A 16,184-nucleotide genomic window follows, 5' to 3' on the forward strand; every position below is an offset into this window, starting at 1 on the left:
CAGCCCGGCAATGGGGGAAGGGCCCGGCGGCAAGCGGCCGGCCGGCGGCGTGAGTCCGGCAGCCGGCGAACGCCCCGGGGCCCTCACGGCATGACTTCGTCGCGTCCCTCCGCGATCATCGCCGTCCCCACCCGCCGGAACCCGAGTCGCCCGTACACCCGCGCCACGTCCTCGTCGCCCGCGCTGAGGAACACGAGCGCGGCGCCGCCGGCGAGCGCGTCCGCGGCCAGGTGCCAGGTGATCGCGGCGGCCAAGCCGCGGCGGCGGGCGCTGGGGAGGGTGCCGATGGCGACCAGTTCGGTGGCCAGTGCCCCGGCGGGGCCGGGCGTGGTGCGCGGAAGGTGGCTGCCGGTCGCGAGGGGGCCTTTGGCACCGTACGCCGCGTACGTGACCGTCTCGCCCGTGCGCATGCGGGCCCCCAGGTAGCGCAGCAGCTCGACCGGTTGGCCGGGCGCGGCGGCGTCGCGCAGTTCCGGGCCGCCGAGGCCGATGCGGGTGCCGGGCTCGGCGAAGGCGACGGCCGGGACGCTGTGCACGATCGCAAGGTCGAGGGCGTCGTGGGCGATGCGCCGTACGTCGACGTCCGGCGGGGCGGGCACGGGCGCGGCGGCGAAGGCGTCGGGGTCCAGGGCCATGAGCGGGTGGCTGTGGACGTGCATGCCCGCGTGTTCGGCGGCCGCGGCCAGCCCGGGGCTGGTCTCGTGGATCCATTCGAGGGCTTCGGGGACGCCGAGTTCGCGTTGTCTGCGGCGGACGGCGGCGACGTCGGCCGCGGTCGGCGGCGCGGGGTGGCCGGGGGTGGGCCGGGCGTAGTAGGGCCAGCTCCCGTCGTGCGGGAGGAACAGGGTGAGCGGGCCGTGGTCCTCGGGCGGGACGCTGCCGCGGGGTGCGGTGTCGCAGTAGGCGTCGATGCGGGCCAGGAGCGAGCCCGCCTCCGGATCCGCGGCGGGTTGGGGGACGGTGGCCATCAGCGTCCGCCTCCCACCGGGAGGACCGCGCCGATCACGAAGGCGGCCTGGTCGGAGAGCAGCCACAGCACGGCGTCGGCGCAGTCCTGCGGGGTTCCGGCGCGGCCGAGGGGGACCTCGTGGGCTTTGGCGGCGAGCCGGTCGGGTTGTCCGGCGGCGGCGTGCAGGCCGGTGTCGATGAGGCCGGGGGCCACGGCGTTGACGCGGATGCCTTCGCCGGCGACTTCTTTGGCGAGGCCGAGGGTGAGGCTGTCGACGGCGCCTTTGGTGGCGGCGTAGTGGACCCATTCGCCGGGGCTGCCGACCTGGGCGGCGCGGGAGGAGACGTTGACGATGTGGCCGCCGGTTCCGCCGGTGCGGGTGGACATGCGGCGGACCGCTTCGCGGGCACACAGCATCAGGCCGGTGACGTTGATGTCGACGGTGCGCTGGAGGGCGTCGGTGTCGAGGTCGGCGAAGCGGCCGTACCTGCCCACGATGCCGGCGTTGTTGACGAGTGCGGTGACGGGGGCGCCGAGTTTGGCTTCGGCGTCGTCGAACAGGCGCACGACGTCGGCTTCGCGGGAGACGTCGCCGGCGAGGGCGACGCCTCGCCCGCCGTCGGCGTCGATGGCGGCGACGACGCGGGCGGCGCCGGCTTCGTCGGTGGCGTAGTTGACGGCGACGGCCCAGCCGGCCGCGGCGGCGCTGCGGGCGACGGCGGCCCCGATGCCTTTGCTCGCTCCGGTGACGAGCAGAACGCCGGGCTGGGTCATGGCGGTTCCTCCCTGGGCGGGTCCGGCGCCGGGGTACGGCTCCGGGTGCGGGGCGGGGTGGTGTCCCCCGGATGCGGGTTTGGCGGTTCGAAGCTTCGAAGGATCGGCGGTTCGGCGGGGCGTTGCGCGGTGGCGCGGGGCCGGGCCGTCCGCGTCCGATCCAATCACGGGCGGCTGCGTCCAGGTCGAGGGACACCCGTCTGGTGGGGCGGCGGCGGGGCCCGGTAGCGTCCCGGGTCCGGATGGGACCGATGACGGGGAGGGCGGGGTGGCGAAACCTCCGCATGCGGGGCGCCGGCTGCGGTCGGCGACGGTGGCCGCGACGTTGACGCTGACGTTGGCGAGTGCGTTGACGGCGTGCAGTTCGAAGGGTTCGAAGAAGTCCGACTACGCGGAGATCTGCGTCCATCGCGCAACCATGATGCGGGTCGCCGAGTCGCTGTGTCTGACGGACGTGACCGGCGTGTACGGCTGGTACTACCTGCCACGGAAGTCCGGGAAGAGCGAGAACGCGCTTCCGGACAGCGGGAGTTCGGTGAATTCGGGCGGTGGCGGCACGTTCGTGCGGCCCGGTTCGGGCAGCATCAGCCGCGGCGGGTTCGGCGGCGGAGGCGGAACCGGCGGCGGCTGACATGCAGGATCGTTTCGTTGAACGGGTCGCGGCCGATCGTTTCGTCGGCTCGGCCGCGGGCTGCGCCGCGGCCGCCGGAAGGGTGTGACATGGAGCGGATAGGGATCGACCCGCGGCCGGACTTCCGGCACCTGGTCGAGGCACAGGGCATGCTGTATTCGGCGACGAAGCTGGACGACGGCAGCGAGGTGCCGTACTGGTACGAGAACGCGTACTACCGCTTCACCCTCGCCGAGATCGACCGCCTCGAGGAGGTCACGCGCGAACTGCACGAGATGTGCGTGGCGGCGGCCCGGCACGTCCTCGACCGGGGGGACCTGCGCGCGTTCTCGCTGCCGGAGGAGGCACGCGGCTATCTCCGCGCCACGCTCGACCGGCCGAGCCTGTACGGCCGCTTCGACTTCGCGTGGGGCGGCGAGAACGGCGACATCGCCGACGTGAAGATGCTCGAGTACAACGCGGACACGCCGACGACGCTGATCGAAGCGTCGATGATCCAGTGGTACTGGCTGCGCGACCGGTTCCCGCACCGCGACCAGTGGAACAGCCTGCACGAGCGCCTGGTCCGCGCCTGGCAGCGCATGCGACCGCAACTGCGTTCCGACATCGTCCACTTCGCCCACGTCGGCGGCACCGACTTCGACGAGGAATGGCTCACCTCGTCCTACCTGCGCGACACCGCGGCGGAGGCGGGCCTGACCACGATCGGCCTGGAGGTCGCCGACATCGGCTGGCACGACGGCGCACTGCGGTTCGTGGACCTCGACGAACGGGTCGTCGACACGATGTTCGTGCTGTACCCGTGGGAGGACATGCTCTCCGAGCCGTTCGGCGCCCACGTCGTCGAACACCCGGACGCGTGCACGTTCCTGGAGCCGGCGTGGAAGGTGGTGCTGTCGAACAAGGCCATCCTCGCCATCCTGTGGGAGCTGTACCCGGGCCACCCCAACCTGCTCCCGGCCTACCTCGACTCGCCGCGCGACCTGACCTCCTACGTCGCAAAGCCGCTCCACGGCCGCGAGGGCGACTCGGTCCGCATCGTCACGCCCGAGTCGGAGTACGTGCACCCGACCGTCGACTACGACGGCTCCGAAGGCTGGTGCTTCCAGCAGTACGTGCCCCTGCCCGACCTCGACGGCAACCAGGTCGTCCTCGGCTCCTGGATCGTCGACGGCAAGCCCGCCGGCCTGGGCATCCGCGAATCCGACGGCCCGGTCACCGACTTCTACGCCCGCTTCGTCCCCCACATCGTCGACACCCCGGCCCCGTCGGACGAGGAGAAGGCGCGGTGGCTGGAGGAGGACTGATCGTTCCTGCGCGCGGGCACGCCGGGCGGGTCCCCGGCGCGGCCGAGATCGAGGTTGCGGCGGTGGGCCGGCTCGGTTGATCACGTTCTGTGGCTGCGGCGGGAGCCTGACGGGTCCGGCCCGGGCGTTCTTGCCGCAGCGGGTGACCGGGCCTCGCGATGGTTCGCGCGTGTCGATGCGGCGTTCGGGGGGGGTGCGCTGCCTGCACGCCTCGGCGATGCGCACGGGAAGCGGGACGGGCTGACAGAATTCGGATATACGGAGCGGTTGGTGCGATCGACGGATTCGGGGGCAGAGCATGATCCCTGCGGTGTTGGTGATCGTCCTGGCGGCCGTCGTGTTCGGCTGCGTGTGCGTGGTGTGGGCATCGCGCGGCGGGCCGGCGTGGGTGCGGGCGGTGGCGCGGGCGACGACGGCGGCGAGCGGGCTGAGCCGGGATGCGGCGCGGTGGCGGCGCGGGAACCGGCGGAACGGCACGAGCGGGAGCGACTGAGTCCCCCGCGCCCTCCCGCACCGATCCGAGGGATATCCCTCGGTAAAAAGTGATATCACTTTGCTAACTTCGGAATCGTCAGGTCGAGCGTCGCGAGGCTCCCTCCTCCCGGCTCGGCCGGGTCGTCGTCGCGGCGGGTACGGGTTCGGTGTTGGGGGTGGGCACGTGGTGGCAACGGCGGTGCAGACGGCGGCCGTGTGGGCCACCACGGCCGCCGCGGTGGCAACACTGCTGCTCTCGTCGGGACCACCCGGACGCCGGCGCGTCGCGCGGCGCTGGAAGGCGCTGCGCGGCCGGGGGAAAACGCGGGCGGAAGGAATGCCTCATGCGAAGCACACGCCGGAACAATGCCGGGACGACCTCCCGGCCCGAACCCCAGGACCACGCCACCAGCCCGCGGACACCGCGCCGCCCCGCGACACGGACGTCGGCAAGCCCGCGGCCCGATAGCGAACTCACCCTGCCACAGCGCTTGTTCCTGATCGCCTGCCGCCTCGACGGCGGCGTTGCCGGCGGCCCCCACTTCGGCCTCGCCCTCAACGCCGCGGCGTTGCAGTCCTTGCTCGACCAAGGCCTCGTCGCCGACGACAACGGCAAGGTACGGGTGACCGCCCGACCCGCCGCCCCACCCGCGGGCTGGCTCGAGGCCGACCTGCTCGCCCGCATCGCCGACACCGAACGGGCCCGCACGTGGCGCCGCTGGGTCGGCAGCCGCGACCGGACGGCCCGGGGCATCGTGCGCGCCGAACTGGCGGCGCAACGCGTCGTGAAGGTCGACGAGGGCCGCCGACTGGGGCTCTTCCCGTACCACCACGTCACGTTGCGCCGCGCCGACGCCCGGCGTTCCGCGCTGGCCGCCCGCGACGGCGCCCTCACCGGACCGCTGTCGGACGTGTCGCGCGACGGCGCGGCGCTCGCGGTACTCGCCCACCACGGCCGCCTGCCGCGCCTCGCCACCTGGAGCGAACGCCGGGCCGCCAAGAGCCGCATCGGCGAACTCTCCCCCGGCCTCGGCCCGGTACCGGAAGCCCTGCGCAAGCACGTCCGCGACCGCCGCTCGTCGGACGGGTCAGGCGGATGAACCGGACAGCCGAAGCAGCCGGGTAGTCGAATAACCGGACAGTCGAATAGCCGGACAACCGGATACCTCGTGGCAGCCGCCGTCGGACGTGGCCCGGGCCCGTGAAAATCGCGTGTCCGATGCGCCTGCCCGACTGGCAGGATCCTCGGCTAACCACGTGTTGAAGGAGTTGCGCATGGAAACGCGGACGACAGCCGAGCGTCTGCTGCTTGCGACGCGGGTCGGCTGGTTCCGGCTGAACCAGCCCGTGTTCATCGATCGCGGGCAGGCGTACTGGATCGACCACAGCTCCGATGAACTGTGCGTGGACCGCGGCAGCGGCCGAGTGTCGCGGCATCCCGGGTGGACGTGCCGCTGACCGGCACGACTGGACGCGCAAAAGCAGAACAGCGGAACAGCGGAACGACGGGGAACAGGAACGAGCAACGGCCAAGCCGGGACGGGCTGCCCTCCGGGGGACAGCCCGTCCCGGCAACCGGCTACCGCCTACGCCGGCGGGTCCTCCAGGCCGTCGATGCGCGAGCCGTCGAGCGGCACGCGGTACCAGACGTCGTTCGAGCTGCCGTCGCTCCACTGCTGGGTGACGATCACGGTCGCGTGGCCGGCGCCGCTGTCCTCGTAGCTGATCGCGCGGCCGATCGGGACGTTCTGCGCCCGGAAGATCGGGTCGGCGCCGTTTCGTTCGGCCCAGGCGTCGAGTTGGGCGTTGAGGTCCGCGGTGAGGAACTCGTTGCGGACCTCGGTCGGGTTCATGTCCGGGTTGGTGCCCAGGACCGCGGACTTGTACTGGTCCCAGAACGCGGCGACGCGTGCCACGACGTCGACGCGGCGCGTTTCCGATGCGCCGGGCGGCGCATCCGCCCGGTGCGGTACGGCGGCGGTCGCGGGCGTCGTGCACAGCAGCCCGGCGGCCACGGCCGTCGCGGCGGCCGCACCCAACGAGGTGCGCAGCGATGTGCGGAACGGGGCACCGAACGGTGAGCGGCGGGATCGGTTCGACGGGATGGGCGTACGCACGAAGGCCTCCTGCAGACAAGCGGTCCGGAATGGATCCGCACGTCCATCACATGCCGATTCGGTGTGCTCCCGCCGCAGAACACCCGCTTTTTGCCCGAGGGATACACCAATTGGCGTAGCGTCCGCGGCCGATCGGCACCATGGCGGCGCCGATCGGCCGTTGCGGCCCGGCGTTCCTCCGTCGGACGGCGGACCCGTCACGCGGTGGTCAGGGCTTGCGGCCGCTTCCCGCCGCGATCATCTCGCTGGAGGTGTCGAGCGGGACCGCGACCGGTCCGTCCGGCTTCCACAGCGGCATGGCGACGACGCCGGGCTCGTCGAGGACCAGGCCGTCGAAGTAGGCCTCGATCTCGGTCTGCGTGCGGAACCGGCCGCTGCCGAGCATGGTCAGGAACACTTTCTCGAGGTCGTCGCTGACCGGCGGGTTCGCCCGGAAGTGGGTGAGGAACAGACGGCTGCCGGACGGGACGGCGTCCAGGTAGCGCTTGACGATGCCGCCCGGGTCGTCGGCGTCCGCGAAGTGGTGCAGGACGCCGACCATCAAGAGCCCGACCGGCCGGTCGAAGTCGACGAGTGCGCACACCTCGGGATGGTCGAGGACCACGTCGACGTCGCGCAGGTCGGCGGTGACGACCGCGCTGCGCGGGTCGTCCGCGAGCAGCACGCGGCCGCGCGCGAACACCGCCGGATCGTTGTCGACGTACACGACTCGCGCGTCGGGGTTGAGGGCCTGGACGATCTGGTGGGTGTTCTGCACGGTCGGCAGGCCCGACCCCAGGTCGAGGAACTGGTCGATGCCCTCGTTCGCCAGGTGGCGGACACCGCGCGCCAGGAGTTCGCGCTGCCGCCAGGCGTTCTCCTTGCTGATCGGGAGGACGCTCTGAATCTTCGCGGCGACCGCGCGGTCCGCGGGGAAGTTGTCGGTGCCGCCGAGCATCGCGTCGTAGACGCGGGCGATGCTGGGCTGCTCCGGATCCCCGGCGCCGTGCCCGGTCGGGTGTTCGTCAGCCATCGGTGTCCCCCTGAACTCGTGGCGTACGGCGCCGACTTGGCGCCGGTGCGCGGCCCGGCCGCGACTCCGGTGATGCTAGGCCGTCTCCGGCGATCTTGACAGTCGGGATCCCGCCGTAGGCTCGGCGGCATGGTGTGCACGGAATGCGGCGGCGCGATCGACGTCGCCAACTCGGGGCTGGACTCCCCCGCACGGCTGTGGCGCGGCAGGCCCCGCCGATACTGCTCCGACGCGTGCCGGGTACGCGCCTACCGCAAGCGCCGCGCGGCGGACCCCGACGCGCCTCCCCCGCCGCCGGACCCGGACCGCGAAACCGCCCGCGTGGCCCGCACCGCCGCCGCCGACCTTGCCGCCGCCGTCACCGCGATCCGCGCCGCGCTCCCGCCCGAACGCGCGTCCCGCACCCGACGCAGCGAGGGGCTGCGCGAGGCCGCGGTCGAGGCGCAGCGGGCGGCGGTGCTCGCAATGGCGCTCGCCGCGTCGTTGGCCGAGGCGGCGTCGACGTCGGCGTCGGACTCAGACTCGGACTCGGGGACGGCGTCGGCATCCGCGGACAGCGCGGAAGAGGATGCCTCGGACGACGAGACGACGCCCCACCTCGGGCCCGGCGCAGCGGCGTCTCCCACGGGGTATTGGCGCGAGGCGCCGGACCGCCATCCGGCATGATGGCGGTGGGCGGGCAGGACGACCACCACCTCGGCAAGCGCGCGGGCGCCCGTCCGGCTCGCGTACCCGCCGTGAAGGGGACCGATGACCACGCCGAACGCCGCCGACGCCGTACCGACACCGGTCGGCACGGTGAAGGCTGTGAGCAGCAACCCTGAATATTCGTTCGCCAAGCCGAACCGCGGCCGGATCCGGCTCCTCGCCGGGCTCGGCGTCGAAGGCGACGTGCACGCGGGTGTCACGGTGAAGCACCGTTCGCGGGTGGCCCGCGACCCGAGTCAGCCGAATCTGCGGCAGGTCCACCTCATGCACGACGAGCTGCACGAGGAACTCCGCACCGAAGGCCACCCGGTCGAGGCCGGGCAACTCGGCGAGAACATCACGACCCGCGGCGTCGACTTGCTCGGCCTGCCTACCGGCACGCTGCTGCGGATCGGGCCGGAGGCGGTGGTCGAGGTGACCGGCCTGCGCAACCCGTGCGGGCAGATCAACGGCTTCTCGGACGGCCTGCTGAAGCGGCTGACCCCGCGCGACGCGGACGGGAACGTGGTGCGCCTCGGCGGCATCATGGGCATCGTCCGGACCGGCGGCGACATCGCACCGGGCGACCCGATCGTCGTCGAGCTTCCCGCGCTGCCGCACACCCCGCTCGCGCCGGTGTGACCCGGCCCGTCTTCGTCGGCCGGGGGCGTCCGGAAATTCCACGGCTGCGCCGCCATCCCGCGCGCTACGCTGACCCCATGCCCGACCCGCGCGTGTTCCGCACCAGCACCCCGCCGCCGGTCGCCTTCTAGGGCGCCGCGGCTTCGCCTCGTAGGTACCCCGCCGAGTGCGGGGTTCTCTTTGCCGTGCGCCCGTTTCGATGCCGGTTTTTCTCCTCGGTTCGGAATCGGAAGGTCACGGCGTGTCGACACGCGTATCTCCCTCGCTCTCTTCTTCTCTCGAACGTCCCGGCGCCTGGACGGTGTTCGCCCGCGGACCGCTGCCGATCCTGGTGGCGTGCCTGCTGTGGGGCAGCACCGGCACGGTGGCGTCCTTCGCGCCGGACGGCGCGCACCCGGCGGCGGTGGGCTGTGCCGGGCTGGTGTTCGGCGGTCTCCTGCTGGTGCTGACGACGCGCGGCACGCTCGCCGTGGTCCGCGGGTCCTCACGGCGGGCGCGGACGGCGCTCGCGGCGGGTGCGGTCGCGGTGGCCGGGTACCCGCTGACGTTCTATCCGGCGGTGGCGCGCACAGGCGTCGCGGTCGCCACCGTGGTCGCGCTGGGTTCGGCGCCGGTGTTCGCGGGGCTGCTGGAACGCACCGCAACGGGTTGGCGCTGGTGGGCGGCGACCGCGGCCGCGGTCGGCGGCTGCACGCTGCTGGTGCTCGGCCGCCCGGGCGGCGGCGCGGGAGTGGACGCGCTCGGGGTTGGGCTCGCTTTGGCGGCGGGGCTGTCGTACGCGGTGTACGCCACGGTCGGCGCGCGCCTCATCGCCCGCGGCCACCCGGCGCGCCCGGGGCTGGCCGTCATGTTCGGCGGCGCGGCGCTGCTGGTCCTGCCGCTGGTCGTTGCCGACGGCGGCTGGCTCACGACCGGGCGCGGGGTGGCGGTGGCCCTGCATTTGTCGGTACTGACGACGTGCATCGCCTACACCTTGTTCGGCCTCGGCCTGCGCCACACCACGGCGTCGGTCGCCACGGCCCTGACCCTCGCCGAGCCGGCCGCGGCCGCGGTGCTGGGGGTCGTGGTGCTCGGAGAGCAGCTGTCGGTGCTGTCGTGGGGCGGGATGGCAGTGGTCGGGGCGGCGTTGGCGGTCCTGACGCGGGAGTAGAGGAGCCCTCGTTTGCCGGCGCCGTTTTCCCGGACGGGTGACGGCGCCGGTCAGGGGAGCGGGGCGTCCGTCACCTGCCCCGCTCCCGCGCGCGACTCGGCCGCTGCGACGATCTCGGCCGCCAGCTCGGCCAGGGCTTCCGGGGCTCCGGTGACGCCTTGGAAGCCGGGGAAGGCGTTGATGTCGACGATGACCGGGCCGGCGGAGGCGGCAAGCAGGTCGACGCCGTAGACGGACAACCCGAAAGCGTCACCGACGCGGCGGACGAGGCCGGACCAGTCCGGGGGTACGGCGTCCGGCGGGAGTTCCACGGTGCGCTTCGCGGCAGGTGGGTGGCCGACGGGGGGACTGGAGCCGGCGGCGGCGGCCGGGTCGGCAGTTGACGCAAGTCCCGACGCCCCGTGGGCAGTCGGCGCAGCCGGGCGCTCCGAGGCCCCCGCCACGCCCTCCGGCGGCAACCGCAGCCCCGCAAACACGCGGTCACCGATCACCCAGAACTTGTGGTCCCACCCGTCCCCGTCCGCGAAGTCCTGGACGACCAGCGGCTCGTCGGCCCACGCCGCAGCAACGGCGGCAAGCTCGCGGGGCGTGCCGACCACCGGAACGGGGTTGCTCCGACGACTGTGCCGGCTCTTGAGCACGAATCGCCGCGCCTCCCCCGCCCGCTCTCCGGCCCACTCGACCACACCCTGCCGCCCCGCAAACGCCACCGTCACCGGGAACGGCAGCCCCGCACCCCGCGCGACCCTCGCCATGGCCACCCGATCAAGACAGGCCTCGGTAGCCGCCGCCGAGTTGACCACGCGGACACCCTGGGCTTCGGCCCTCCGCGCCAGCCGCAGTGCGTCGGCCTCACGGGACTTGAGGAGATAGAGGACGGCCGCATCGTGCCCCGTGAACGGGTCCCGCGGATGGACGAACTCGACCGCACAGCGCGCCCGTCGACCCGCGTGCGGATCACGGGCGCGGGGAACGGCCGGTCCGGCCGCAACCGGTGGTGAGGCATGGTCGACCGCGTCACCACTCGACAGATCGCGACCTCGCCCGACACAGCGCTCACCCGCGGCGGGGAGCCGCGGCAACGCGTCACCCAGGGGCGCTGCTTGCGGGACACCAGGATGCGGGCGCTCAGCGTCGCCAGGCGCTCCGATCACCGCGTCGGCTCGGGCGATTCCGCGCAGTCCCGTTCCCTGCGGCGACGACGCCGCGGGCGGGTCGACGAGCATGCGGGTCCCAGAGGCATCGGCCGCTCCGGCGCCATCACCGCCCCCACCGAAACCTACCCGGACACCGACACCGACACGACCGGTGCCCGAGGCTGCCTCCCCCGCCACCAGCCGCGCGAACGCCTTCAGGGTGGGGTGGTTCGGCCGGTCACTGATGACACGGACGACGGGGAGGGCGGGGAGGGCGGTCACGCGCACGCCTCGCGGTCGACGGCAACGACGGCGTGCGTCGCGGCCGAGCTTGTGCGGTACGGAAGTTCGGCCGCACGAGAGACGCCGCAACGGCAGACACCGGCGGCATCGGAGACCGCGGGCGAACCCCGCAGGCGGCCGCGGCGGCACGCGCGGCCTCGCCCGGCGACGGCCACAGCCGTCGCCAACAGGCGATACGGGCCCGCCCCGTTCCGCTCTTCGTCCCCACGAACCGCGCCCCCGCCGATTGCCCCCTCCACACCCGCACCGTCTTTCCATCGCCGATCGCGCGACACGAACGCCGCTGCGGCCGGGTTGGTTCGGACAGTGGTGATCACGCGGACGACGGGGACGGCGGTCACCCGCGCCTCGTCACCCGCGCCGACCACCACCCATGCGACCATCGGGGTGCCTGCCCCGGCGGTCGACGGACGGCTGCCGCACGGCAGTTCGGCTGCACGCGAAGCGTCGGCGCAGCGGAGGCCTGCGGCCGCCGTCACGCGAGCACCTCACAGCCTGTGGCCCGTGGCAACGACCGCCCGGCCCACCCTCCGGCCCCGTCGCCATACGCCCCGGCCGACGCCGACCGCCCTCGATCGAGCCGACCGGCAACGTGACGACCGTCGCCGAGCCGACGGACGGCAACCACGCCACCCACCGCTCTCCCGCTCACGCCCGCACCTTGCGCCCCGCCGCCACGGCCGCCCGGACCGTCGCCGCTCCGCCGACCGTGCCCGTTGCCACGCCACTGCCACCGGGCGGCAGTTCGGTGCCCCGGGCGGCATCGGCCAGGCGCAGCACGGTGGATGCCACGCGCGCGACGGCGTCCGGTACGGCGCGGAAGCTGGGGAAGTCGTTGACGTCGACGATGGTCCAGCCGTCGGGGCCTTCGACGGCGTCGACGCCGAAGAGGTCGAGGCCGTAGACCTCGCCGATGCGGGTGACGGCTTGGGCGAGGTCGTCGGGGAGGGGGACTTCGCGGGCGGTGATGCGGCGGTCGGGGTGCAAGGGGGAGGTGCGAACGGTGGCGTGGAGGTCGCCGCCGAGGCTGTACACCTTGTAGTCGACACCAGGGTTGGGGACGTACGGCTGGACGAGGAGGAAGCCTTCGTCGCGCAGTTCGCGGCGGACGGTGTCGAGGTCGCGGGGGTGGCGGACGAGGTGGACGGCTCGGCCGCTGTTACCCGCGACGGGTTTGACGACGAGCGGGCCGCCGGCCGTGTCGAGTTCGCCGAGGAGGTCGGCGGAGGCGGCGAACCGCGTTTCCGGGAACGGGAGTCCGTGGCGGCGAGCGAGGGCCGCGCCGACGGCTTTGTCGCGGACGGTGTGGACGGCACGGGCGTCGTTGATGGTGGTGATGCCAACTGCCGCGGCGGCGTCGAAGAGGCTGAGGCCGGGGCCGCCGGAGACGGTTTTGAGGACCCAGGCGTCGTGGCCGCGGGCAAGGAGGGCGTCGAGGTCGACGATGCCGCGGCCGGGTTCGACGACGTCGATGCGGTGGCCCCAGGTCCGGAGTCTGCGTACGACCGCCAGCGGCATTCCGTCGTGCCGGTACTGGTCCTCGACGAGAAAACAAAGCCTCAACGCGCCCGCCCCTTGTTCACGTTCCGAGCCCCACCCCTGGGTGCTGTCGGAGTCACGTTTTCATGCCTAGGCGGGCTCGCGCACACGCACCCGGCATTTGCTCCGGACGGTGCGCGGACGGGACAGCACCACACGATGCCGACCATGGGCACGATGTCCGTGCACTCCGTCCGCACGGCGCCGACGGTCACCCCCGCCGCGCCGACATCCCCCCTGCCGGACGCGACAGCCACCCGCAGCCCACCAACGAAGTCGACGGCCGATGCGCCCACTTCGGGCGGATACGCGCATCACCGCCCGCCGGCGGACGCTCAGGCGGCGAACCCCAGCAGCTTCGGCAGCTCCCGCATGTCGTGGAACACCGTCGTGTCCGGCCCCACCAGCCGCTCCCCCGGCGTCAGGCCGCCCGCGAAGCCGAACGCCCGCATCCCCGCCGCGCGAGCCGCCTCCACCCCGAACCGGCTGTCCTCGATCACCACACACGCCGCCGGATCGACACCCATCCGCTCCGCCGCGTACAAGAACACGTCCGGCGCCGGCTTGCCGCGCGCCACCTCCGTCGAGCTGAAGATCCGGCCCTCGAACCGCGGCCACAGCCCGGTCACGCCCAACGTGTGCCGCATCTTCACGTGATCCCCGCCCGACGCGATACACGTCGCCACATGCGGCAGGATCCCGTCGAGCGCATCGGCGATCCCCTCCACCAGCGGCAGACCCGCGTCGACCTCCTCGCGGTGCCGCCGATGGAACCACTCGTCCCACCGCGCACCCGCGCCGTCCCCCAACTGCTCCTCGACGATCGCACCGATCGACTGCGCCGAACGCCCGATGAAACGCCGGACGATCTCCCCCTCGTCCAACGGCCACCCCATGCCCGCCAGCACCTCGCGCTGCACCCGCACCGCGATCCGCTCCGAATCGACGAGCACCCCGTCGCAATCGAAGATCACCAGGCGCACCGGGCCGGACGGGGTCATCGCGTCGATCATGGCCCCAGCCTACGAGACCCCCGCACGCCCCCGGACACGGCCAAACCCCGGCCGCCCGTGACGGGCGGCCGGGGCCGGGCACAGCCGCAGACTCACATCGACGACTTCAGCAGCGCGAACACCGCACCCTGCGGGTCCATCACCACCGACATCCGCCCCGCCGGCATGTCGAACGCCGGCTGCAGCAGTGTGCTGCCCGCATGCACCGCCGCCGCCGTCGTGCTGTCCGCATCGTCCACCGCGAAATACGTCAGCCAGTGCGACGGCATCTCGGCCGGCATGTCCGGACCGATCTGCTGCGCACCCGCGCACACCCGGCCGCCCGCGAGCATGCCCTGGTAGCTCGGCATCTCCGGCATCGACTCGAACTTCACGCCGAACACCGCCTCGTAGAACGGCACGGCCTTCGTCAGGTCCCGCGTGTTCAGCTCGTTCCACACCAGCGTGCCCGGCTCGTTCACCCGCGTCGCACCGAAGAACGTCAGGGGCTCCCACGCACCCACGACCGCACCCGACGGGTCCGCGCAGACCAGCATCTTGCCCTTGTCGCCGACCTGCATCGGCGGCATGAACAGCGTGCCGCCGTTCTGCTCCACCTTCGCGGCCGTCTGCTCGATGTCGTCGACCGCCAGATACGTCGTCCACACGGTCGGCGGCGGCGGAGCACCGTCCATCGACATCGCCGGGCCGATACCCGCAACCGCACGGTCGCGCAGCTCGCAGATCGCGTACCCGCCGAACTCCGGCGGACCGACCTCGCCGTGCCAGCCGAGGAGGTCCTCGTAGAAATCGATCGCCGCCTGCTGGTCCGACGCCATCAGGTCGACCCAACACGGGGTGCCCTGCGTGTACCGCTCGTTGATCTCGGCCATGCCGCTCCGCCTCCGGGGATGAGGAGTCCGCCGCGCTGGAAATGCTGACAGACCCACCCAATGTGCCCCGCAGGGTGCGGCCACGCCACTGGACACGCCCGCGCGGGGGACACCAGAACGAGGCACCCGCGCCCGGACGCAGGTCAGGCGCGCGCCTCCCCGCGCGGACGCCGCAACTGATGCCGCACCGCACGCTGCGTCAACGGCCCCATCTTCTCCAGCAGCCCGAACAACGCCCCCAGTTGGTCGAGCGCATCGAACGCCCGGCCGGTGCCCTCCGCATCCACCCCCGCATACAACTCCAGGCCGATGAACGCCGCCGCCACCGCACGCGCCAGCCCGGGCACATCCAGGCTCCCCGCCAGCGGCGTCGACCCCAGCACCCGCGTGAGCACGTCCTCGATCTCCGCCGCCCACAACGCCAGCCCCGCCGCGGTCGCCCGCGCCAGCGCCGGCTCGGTCTGCGCCCCCGCCAGCATGTGCCCCAGCACGACCAGGTCCCCGTGCTGCTCGTCCCGGATCGTCCGGCTCAACGCCAGCAGGTCCGCCATCGTCGCCACCCCGGCGAACCGGTCGCGGTAATGCGCGACGTGCTGCTCGGTCCCATAGGTGCAGGCCGCCGCGAGCAGCTCGTCGAGCGTGCCGAAGTGGTAGAAGATCAGCGCCTGGTTGACGCCCGCGGTCGCCGCGATGCTGCGGGCCGAAGTACCGGACAGGCCGTGGGCGCGGAGCGTGTCCAAGGTGCCTTGCAGCAGTTTGGCCCGGGTGGTGCTCATCGTGGTGACCGGTCTCCGTCCGGGGTCGCGCGATCGTGGGGTCCCAGCAAGCGCCCGCCGCCGACCCGGCCGGACCCGGCCTCGCGGTCAGCTGCGGATTTCCTCGCGCCGGGGCTTCACGTTAGCGGGCACCGGCATGTGCCCGAGGTCCAGGTACGACGCCGCGAACGTGCCCTCGTAGCCGAACAGCGGACCCAGCAGCGGATTGGTGACCCGCACCTTGATCCGGAACCGGCCCGTGGCGTCGTCGAACGACTCCCGCACCAACGCCTGCCCGACCAGCGGACGGGGCAGCCGCATGCCCAGCAGCCCCTCGTACAGGCGGTACGCACCGGAACGGATCTCCAGGCCGCCGGTCGGCGTCGCGGAGAAATGCAGGTCGACGGCCACGTGCTGGTGCGTGCCGAGGTAGTCGACGACACCGCCGCGTTCCTCGCTGTAGACCATCGTCGCGTCGAAGCGGCGCGTGCGGCGCGGCAGGTCGAACGTCCGGACGAACGACACCGACTCGCGGCCGAACCCGTCCGCATACGGATAGTTCTCGATCCGGAACGGCACATCCGTCCCCGCCTCGGCCAGCAGGATGTTCCGCCGGTCGCCCACCGCCAGAAACGGCGCCAGCAGCAGCCGGGTCCGGGGCGTGCCCTGCCAGATCCGGCGCATCGTCCCGGTGCCGACGCACGCCTCCCCCGCGTCCAGGCCGACACCGAATCGGCGCCGCAGCTCCGGATGCAGCCGCCCGAAGTCCCGCCCGAGCGCACGGGCGAACATCGACACGGCCGCCGGACGACGGACGGGAACC

Annotated in this window: 18 protein-coding genes; 8 read left to right on the forward strand and 10 right to left on the reverse strand. The window is 72.9% G+C overall.

The annotated features are described in order from the left end of the window. Window positions 1–83: 83 nt before the first annotated feature. Together ACPA54_RS05155 and ACPA54_RS05160 are read right to left on the reverse strand one after the other, a co-directional pair. The gene (locus ACPA54_RS05155; protein ID WP_423527212.1) at window positions 84–968 is read right to left on the reverse strand and encodes a GNAT family N-acetyltransferase; all 885 of its coding nucleotides are present in this window, start codon (window positions 966–968) and stop codon (window positions 84–86) included. Then, window positions 968–1,723, reverse strand: a complete 756-nt coding sequence (locus ACPA54_RS05160; RefSeq protein ID WP_423527214.1) for an SDR family oxidoreductase — start codon at window positions 1,721–1,723, stop codon at window positions 968–970. The genes ACPA54_RS05155 and ACPA54_RS05160 overlap by 1 nt, the downstream gene beginning before the upstream one ends. A 268-nt stretch (window positions 1,724–1,991) precedes the next feature. Here ACPA54_RS05160 and ACPA54_RS05165 point away from each other — a divergent pair, with 268 nt between their 5' ends. The 5 genes from ACPA54_RS05165 (at window position 1,992) to ACPA54_RS05185 (ending at window position 5,593) form a co-directional block, all read left to right on the forward strand. Further along, window positions 1,992–2,354 (forward strand): hypothetical protein, encoded by a 363-nt coding sequence (locus tag ACPA54_RS05165; protein ID WP_423527216.1) that lies wholly within the window; start codon window positions 1,992–1,994, stop codon window positions 2,352–2,354. Window positions 2,355–2,443: 89 nt separating this feature from the next. Further along, window positions 2,444–3,661 carry a glutathionylspermidine synthase family protein gene (locus tag ACPA54_RS05170; protein ID WP_423527218.1) on the forward strand — a complete coding sequence of 406 codons (1,218 nt, stop codon included), beginning with the start codon at window positions 2,444–2,446 and terminating at the stop codon, window positions 3,659–3,661. Window positions 3,662–3,959: 298 nt separating this feature from the next. Further along, window positions 3,960–4,154, forward strand: coding sequence for a hypothetical protein (locus ACPA54_RS05175; RefSeq protein WP_423527220.1), 195 nt, complete (start codon window positions 3,960–3,962; stop codon window positions 4,152–4,154). A gap of 325 nt (window positions 4,155–4,479) precedes the next feature. Beyond that, complete coding sequence (locus tag ACPA54_RS05180; RefSeq protein ID WP_423527222.1) at window positions 4,480–5,235, forward strand: GOLPH3/VPS74 family protein; 756 nt, start codon at window positions 4,480–4,482, stop codon at window positions 5,233–5,235. Between the two features lie 175 nt (window positions 5,236–5,410). Further along, window positions 5,411–5,593 (forward strand): hypothetical protein, encoded by a 183-nt coding sequence (locus ACPA54_RS05185; RefSeq protein WP_423527224.1) that lies wholly within the window; start codon window positions 5,411–5,413, stop codon window positions 5,591–5,593. A 128-nt stretch (window positions 5,594–5,721) separates the two neighbouring features. On the opposite strand, the gene ACPA54_RS05190 is transcribed toward ACPA54_RS05185, so the two are convergent. After that, a complete protein-coding gene (locus ACPA54_RS05190; protein ID WP_423527226.1) occupies window positions 5,722–6,252 on the reverse strand; it encodes a hypothetical protein in 531 nt (176 codons plus the stop codon). 208 nt (window positions 6,253–6,460) lie between these two features. Next, window positions 6,461–7,264, reverse strand: a complete 804-nt coding sequence (locus ACPA54_RS05195; RefSeq protein ID WP_423527228.1) for an SAM-dependent methyltransferase — start codon at window positions 7,262–7,264, stop codon at window positions 6,461–6,463. A gap of 129 nt (window positions 7,265–7,393) precedes the next feature. Between ACPA54_RS05195 and ACPA54_RS05200 the strand changes: the two genes are divergently transcribed. The 3 genes from ACPA54_RS05200 to ACPA54_RS05210 all read left to right on the forward strand — a co-directional run bounded on the left by ACPA54_RS05200 (window position 7,394) and on the right by ACPA54_RS05210 (window position 9,743). Continuing rightward, window positions 7,394–7,930, forward strand: a complete 537-nt coding sequence (locus ACPA54_RS05200) for a hypothetical protein (protein ID WP_423527230.1) — start codon at window positions 7,394–7,396, stop codon at window positions 7,928–7,930. Window positions 7,931–8,014: 84 nt separating this feature from the next. After that, window positions 8,015–8,593: an MOSC domain-containing protein gene (locus ACPA54_RS05205; RefSeq protein ID WP_423527232.1), complete on the forward strand. Its 579-nt coding sequence runs from the start codon at window positions 8,015–8,017 to the stop codon at window positions 8,591–8,593. Between the two features lie 241 nt (window positions 8,594–8,834). Next, window positions 8,835–9,743 (forward strand): EamA family transporter, encoded by a 909-nt coding sequence (locus tag ACPA54_RS05210; RefSeq protein ID WP_423527234.1) that lies wholly within the window; start codon window positions 8,835–8,837, stop codon window positions 9,741–9,743. 50 nt (window positions 9,744–9,793) lie between these two features. Here ACPA54_RS05210 and ACPA54_RS05215 read toward each other — a convergent pair whose 3' ends face one another. From ACPA54_RS05215 to ACPA54_RS05240, 6 genes are all read right to left on the reverse strand, one after another. Continuing rightward, window positions 9,794–10,498: an ATP-grasp domain-containing protein gene (locus tag ACPA54_RS05215; protein ID WP_423527236.1), complete on the reverse strand. Its 705-nt coding sequence runs from the start codon at window positions 10,496–10,498 to the stop codon at window positions 9,794–9,796. A gap of 1,332 nt (window positions 10,499–11,830) precedes the next feature. After that, window positions 11,831–12,745, reverse strand: a complete 915-nt coding sequence (locus tag ACPA54_RS05220; protein ID WP_423527238.1) for an ATP-grasp domain-containing protein — start codon at window positions 12,743–12,745, stop codon at window positions 11,831–11,833. A gap of 311 nt (window positions 12,746–13,056) precedes the next feature. Further along, a complete protein-coding gene (locus tag ACPA54_RS05225; RefSeq protein ID WP_423527240.1) occupies window positions 13,057–13,734 on the reverse strand; it encodes an HAD family hydrolase in 678 nt (225 codons plus the stop codon). Between the two features lie 92 nt (window positions 13,735–13,826). Beyond that, on the reverse strand, window positions 13,827–14,606 hold the full coding sequence (locus ACPA54_RS05230) for a VOC family protein (RefSeq protein WP_423527242.1): 780 nt from the start codon (window positions 14,604–14,606) through the stop codon (window positions 13,827–13,829). A gap of 143 nt (window positions 14,607–14,749) precedes the next feature. Then, window positions 14,750–15,382, reverse strand: coding sequence for a TetR/AcrR family transcriptional regulator (locus ACPA54_RS05235; RefSeq protein ID WP_423527244.1), 633 nt, complete (start codon window positions 15,380–15,382; stop codon window positions 14,750–14,752). 87 nt (window positions 15,383–15,469) lie between these two features. Continuing rightward, window positions 15,470–16,153 (reverse strand): DUF4166 domain-containing protein, encoded by a 684-nt coding sequence (locus ACPA54_RS05240; protein WP_423527825.1) that lies wholly within the window; start codon window positions 16,151–16,153, stop codon window positions 15,470–15,472. Between the last annotated feature and the right edge of the window lie 31 nt (window positions 16,154–16,184).

Origin of the sequence: Uniformispora flossi, assembly GCF_049534875.1 — a bacterium.
Lineage (GTDB): Bacteria > Actinomycetota > Actinomycetes > Streptomycetales > Streptomycetaceae > Yinghuangia > Yinghuangia aomiensis.

Excerpts from the sequence above, each read along its gene's own strand:
- ACPA54_RS05235 (WP_423527244.1), bottom strand. The coding sequence starts at position 15,382 with ATGAGCACCACCCGGGCCAAACTGCTGCAAGGCACCTTGGACACGCTC.
- ACPA54_RS05155 (WP_423527212.1), bottom strand. The coding sequence starts at position 968 with ATGGCCACCGTCCCCCAACCCGCCGCGGATCCGGAGGCGGGCTCGCTC.
- ACPA54_RS05160 (WP_423527214.1), bottom strand. The coding sequence starts at position 1,723 with ATGACCCAGCCCGGCGTTCTGCTCGTCACCGGAGCGAGCAAAGGCATC.
- ACPA54_RS05185 (WP_423527224.1), top strand. The coding sequence starts at position 5,411 with ATGGAAACGCGGACGACAGCCGAGCGTCTGCTGCTTGCGACGCGGGTC.
- ACPA54_RS05205 (WP_423527232.1), top strand. The coding sequence starts at position 8,015 with ATGACCACGCCGAACGCCGCCGACGCCGTACCGACACCGGTCGGCACG.
- ACPA54_RS05195 (WP_423527228.1), bottom strand. The coding sequence starts at position 7,264 with ATGGCTGACGAACACCCGACCGGGCACGGCGCCGGGGATCCGGAGCAG.
- ACPA54_RS05240 (WP_423527825.1), bottom strand. The coding sequence starts at position 16,153 with ATGTTCGCCCGTGCGCTCGGGCGGGACTTCGGGCGGCTGCATCCGGAG.
- ACPA54_RS05230 (WP_423527242.1), bottom strand. The coding sequence starts at position 14,606 with ATGGCCGAGATCAACGAGCGGTACACGCAGGGCACCCCGTGTTGGGTC.
- ACPA54_RS05200 (WP_423527230.1), top strand. The coding sequence starts at position 7,394 with ATGGTGTGCACGGAATGCGGCGGCGCGATCGACGTCGCCAACTCGGGG.
- ACPA54_RS05175 (WP_423527220.1), top strand. The coding sequence starts at position 3,960 with ATGATCCCTGCGGTGTTGGTGATCGTCCTGGCGGCCGTCGTGTTCGGC.
- ACPA54_RS05225 (WP_423527240.1), bottom strand. The coding sequence starts at position 13,734 with ATGATCGACGCGATGACCCCGTCCGGCCCGGTGCGCCTGGTGATCTTC.
- ACPA54_RS05215 (WP_423527236.1), bottom strand. The coding sequence starts at position 10,498 with ATGGCGAGGGTCGCGCGGGGTGCGGGGCTGCCGTTCCCGGTGACGGTG.
- ACPA54_RS05180 (WP_423527222.1), top strand. The coding sequence starts at position 4,480 with ATGCGAAGCACACGCCGGAACAATGCCGGGACGACCTCCCGGCCCGAA.
- ACPA54_RS05170 (WP_423527218.1), top strand. The coding sequence starts at position 2,444 with ATGGAGCGGATAGGGATCGACCCGCGGCCGGACTTCCGGCACCTGGTC.